The 5000-nt window shown below is 52.7% G+C and carries 2 tRNA genes and 2 rRNA genes (1 of these 4 running past the window's edge); all 4 read left to right on the forward strand.

Features of this window, described 5'->3' with window-relative positions:
* Positions 1–783: 783 nt before the first annotated feature.
* Positions 784–2283: ribosomal RNA gene (locus tag C4S68_RS22800) — 16S ribosomal RNA — on the forward strand.
* A gap of 312 nt (positions 2284–2595) precedes the next feature.
* Positions 2596–2672, forward strand: a tRNA-Ile gene (locus C4S68_RS22805).
* Positions 2673–2721: 49 nt separating this feature from the next.
* Positions 2722–2797 (forward strand) — tRNA-Ala (locus tag C4S68_RS22810).
* A 378-nt stretch (positions 2798–3175) separates the two neighbouring features.
* Positions 3176–5000, forward strand: a 23S ribosomal RNA gene (locus tag C4S68_RS22815); it runs 1115 nt beyond the window's last position.
* Together the 16S and 23S rRNA genes with 2 tRNA genes alongside form the textbook arrangement of a ribosomal RNA operon.

A 5000-nucleotide genomic window follows, 5' to 3' on the forward strand; every position in this document is an offset into this window, starting at 1 on the left:
CAAGCTGGTTTGCAAGTCGAACGAGTTTTGTGTAGGATCAAAAAGTACGAAATGAGCTTCGCGCCGCGCCTCGGATGAGGTTGGTTGGGCAAGCCGGAGCGCAGTCCAAGCGTTTGTTACGCGGTTAAATGCTGACTCTCTGGTGAGAGTGGCCCGCCCCAAACCCAAGCCACTGCTGCTGATAGATTTTGAGATTCCTGAGTGGAATCGCGGTTGTCGTCTTTGGATGGCTTTCCGTTTCGATGTTTTGAGAATCTGTGCTGTCTTCGCGAGCTGCAATGAGCTGCCTGAAAGGGCTGAGCCTGCAGCGAACTGAAGGCTCAACTTACGGAAGCGCTCTACGCTGGCCTGATGAATCGGGAGTGAAGCGAAGCGAAAAGTTGAGCGTTGACGTTGACACAAACGCGAAAGTCGCGATACTCTAGAAAAGTTCGCGCTAAGCGATCGAGCAAGCCCAGTGAGTAAAGCGGTAAGCCTGGGATGCTTCGGTAAGGCGAGTAACACAAGCCAATCCGAACCACTCGACACAAGAAGACAGCGCAATCAAGTTCGAGGACACAATTCCCAGTGGCTTTGCCCGGGGTTGTTCCTTGATCCAAGCTGCCCGCCCAGTGCGGTATGCAGTTGAGGATCTTTGACAACATAGTTGAACATGCCAGTCGTGAGATGACGCGATATTTGATTGAGTCATTCTCACTATATATAACCTCCAACCCTTTTCGAGTGGTTGGAGGCGCTCTGACGCATCGGACCTCCGTCCTGATGCTGTCGGGCAAACCAAGATTAAACGAGAGTTTGATCCTGGCTCAGAATCAACGCTGGCGGCGTGCCTAACACATGCAAGTCGAACGAGAAAGTGGAGCAATCCATGAGTAAAGTGGCGCACGGGTGAGTAACACGTGACTAACCTACCCTTGAGTGCGGAATAACTTCGGGAAACCGAGGCTAATACCGCATAACACCTACGGGTCAAAGGAGCAATTCGCTTAAGGAGGGGGTCGCGGCAGATTAGTTAGTTGGCGGGGTAACGGCCCACCAAGACGATGATCTGTATCCGGCCTGAGAGGGCGCACGGACACACTGGAACTGAAACACGGTCCAGACTCCTACGGGAGGCAGCAGTGGGGAATTTTGCGCAATGGGGGAAACCCTGACGCAGCAACGCCGCGTGGAGGATGAAATCCCTTGGGATGTAAACTCCTTTCGATAGGGACGATAATGACGGTACCTATAGAAGAAGCCCCGGCTAACTTCGTGCCAGCAGCCGCGGTAATACGAGGGGGGCAAGCGTTGTTCGGAATTATTGGGCGTAAAGGGTGCGTAGGCGGTCTGATAAGTCTGATGTGAAATCGATGGGCTCAACCCATCGTCTGCATTAGAAACTGTCGGGCTTGAGTATGGGAGAGGTGAGTGGAATTTCCGGTGTAGCGGTGAAATGCGTAGATATCGGAAGGAACACCTGTGGCGAAAGCGGCTCACTGGACCATTACTGACGCTGATGCACGAAAGCTAGGGGAGCAAACAGGATTAGATACCCTGGTAGTCCTAGCCCTAAACGATGATTGCTTGATGTGGGGGGTACCCAATCCTCCCGTGTCGAAGCTAACGCGATAAGCAATCCGCCTGGGGAGTACGGTCGCAAGGCTGAAACTCAAAGGAATTGACGGGGGCCCGCACAAGCGGTGGAGCATGTGGTTTAATTCGACGCAACGCGAAGAACCTTACCTGGGCTCGAAATGTACAGGAATCCGGTAGAAATATCGGCGTCCCGCAAGGGACCTGTATATAGGTGCTGCATGGCTGTCGTCAGCTCGTGTCGTGAGATGTTGGGTTAAGTCCCGCAACGAGCGCAACCCTTACCTCTAGTTGCTACCATTTAGTTGAGCACTCTAGCGGAACCGCCTCGGATAACGGGGAGGAAGGCGGGGATGACGTCAAGTCCTCATGGCCTTTATGTCCAGGGCTACACACGTGCTACAATGGCCGGTACAAACCGCTGCAAACCCGTGAGGGGGAGCTAATCGGAAAAAGCCGGCCTCAGTTCGGATTGGAGTCTGCAACTCGACTCCATGAAGCTGGAATCGCTAGTAATCGTGGATCAGCATGCCACGGTGAATACGTTCCCGGGCCTTGTACACACCGCCCGTCACATCACGAAAGTGGGTTGCACTAGAAGTCGGTGCGCTAACCGCAAGGGAGCAGCCGCCCAAGGTGTAATTCATGATTGGGGTGAAGTCGTAACAAGGTAGCCGTAGGAGAACCTGCGGCTGGATCACCTCCTTTCTAAGAGAGATCGTTTCGGATCCTGTTGTTCGCCCTGCGATTGCAGGCAGCTTGGCTAAAGCTGAGAACATGGAGTCCGAACACCTTCCAGGCAAATCAATTCGGTCTTGGCCGAAGCGAGGCGTGCGGAAGAGCTTGAACTCAATCTTCTCTTGATCGTTTTCCATCTATCACGATGGTCAGAACCGGCCTAGCCGTTTCGCATGTTCAACTGTGTCCTCGAAACCTTTTCGAGATCTTGTGTGTCGGCGTCCTTCGGGACGCAGGCATCGAGACAGCAGCCTTCTGGCTGTGGCAGCCGGCAACAAGGCCGGGCCTGTAGCTCAGTTGGCTAGAGCGCACCCCTGATAAGGGTGAGGTCGGTAGTTCGAGTCTACCCAGGCCCACCATATCCGGCACGGCCACGTTATAATGGCTGCGGGTCCTTTACTGGACGATGGGGCTGTAGCTCAGTTGGGAGAGCGCCTGCTTTGCAAGCAGGATGTCATCGGTTCGATCCCGGTCAGCTCCACCACTTTCTCGCTAAGGAACAAGTCTACCGAAACCTGCTCGACGTTGAGCTTCTCTGGGGACAGAGAGCTGAACCTTGAGCCATGTGCTCGGGCTTACCTGAGGGTGAGTAGCGGTTGCAGTATTGCAATCGCGGACGATTTTTGACAACTGAATAGATTGGGTAAATATAACTACAAGGCTGAGCTAGCTAGTAGTTGCAGGTATTTTCTGCGACGAACGCTATTTTAGTGTTGAGTGTCTTTAGATAATTCGGTCGACCCTGTCACCCTAATCCAGTGACAGACAACGTCGACGAAGGCGGACAACAACGTAGATTTCTCTACGGTCTGAGGTTGCAAGGTTGTTTCTTGCGGTCCAGATGCGTGCGAGTAAATTCTATGGTCAAGCTACTAAGGGCGCACGGTGGATGCCTTGGCAGAAACAGGCGATGAAGGACGTGGCAAGCTGCGATAAGCTTCGGGGAGCCGCACACAGGCTTTGATCCGGAGATTTCCGAATGGGGAAACCCACATACGTAAACCGTATGTATGCCTCACTGAATACATAGGTGAGAGCAAGCGAACGGAGGGAAGTGAACCATCTCAGTACCTCCAGGAAAAGAAAGAAACCTCGATTCCGAAAGTAGTGGCGAGCGAAATCGGAACTAGCCCAAACCCGTACTATCAAGGTAGTTCGGGGGTTGTAGGGTCGACAACAGTAGAGTTACCAATCTGGTCGATAGCTGAAGACGGTTGGAAAGCCGTCCCATAGAGCGTGACAGGCGCGTAGGCGAAATTGATCCAGACTCGAAGTCGATACCTGAGTAAGGCGGGGCACGAGAAACCCTGCTTGAATCCACGGGGACCATCCCGTAAGGCTAAATACTCGTTTCTGACCGATAGTGAACCAGTACCGTGAGGGAAAGGCGAAAAGAACCCCGAGAGGGGAGTGAAATAGTACCTGAAACCGTGTGCCTACAAGCAGTGGGAGGACTATGCCCGTAAGGGAATGTCTGACCGCGTGCCTATTGCATAATGAGCCGGCTAGTTATTCTTGTCAGCAAGGTTAAGCGTGAGCGAGCCGCAGCGAAAGCGAGTCTGAATAGGGCGTTAAGTTGGCAGGAATAGACGCGAAGCGGGATGATCTACCCTTGGCCAGGTTGAAGTTGGGGTAACACCTAATGGAGGACCGAACCGGTGTTTGTTGAAAAAAGCTCGGATGAGCTGAGGGTAGGGGTGAAAGGCTAATCAAATTCCGTGATAGCTCGTTCTCTCCGAAATAGCTTTAGGGCTAGCGTCGTGCGAATTGGATTGGTGGTAGAGACATGGATGGACTAGGGGGCTTTCCGGCTTACTGAATCCAACCAAACTTCGAATGCCAATTACAACATACACGGCAGTCAGACTGTGGGGGCTAAGCTTCACAGTCGAGAGGAAAACAGTCCAGACCGTCTGCTAAGGTCCCAAAATTACTGTTAAGTGGGAAAGGAAGTCGGAACGCTCAGACAGCCAGGAGGTTGGCTTAGAAGCAGCCATCCTTTAAAGAAAGCGTAATAGCTCACTGGTCAAGCGGTCCGGTGCCGACAATACAACGGGGCTAAAACAGTATACCGAAGCAACGGATGCACACATTTGTGTGCGTGGTAGGAGAGCATTCTCACGTCATTGAAGCGTAACTGAGAAGATACGTGGAGACTAGAGAAGAGACCCTGCCGGCATAAGTAGCGATAAGGAAGGTGCGAACCCTTCCCGCCGAAAGTCTAAGGTTTCCTGAGGAAGGTTAATCCGCTCAGGGTTAGGCGATACCTAAGCTGAGGCCGAAAGGCGTAAGCGATGGACATCCGGTTAATATTCCGGACCTCCCAGTAGTTCGTTATCACGATGGGGTGACGCATAAGGATAAGCTGGACCACCGATGGCTATGTGGTTCGATACGCGTGAAGCTGGATTCTCCAGGCAAATCCGGAGAGTCTTAACAGTGAGGCGTAAAGCAGTACCCCGTATGGGGGAAAGCAGCTGATTTCATGGTGCCAAGAAAAACCTCTAAGGAGAAAGACTGGGACTCGTACCTCAAACCGACACAGGTAGACGAGGAGAATATCCAAAGGCGCTCGAGTGAAGGCTTGTTAAGGAACTCGGCAAATTAGACCCGTAACTTCGGGAGAAGGGTCGCCCACCGTACGGTGGGCCGCAGTGAAACGCGAACGGCGACTGTTTAACAAAAAC

Source organism: Bryocella elongata (assembly GCF_900108185.1).
Lineage (GTDB): Bacteria > Acidobacteriota > Terriglobia > Terriglobales > Acidobacteriaceae > Granulicella > Granulicella elongata.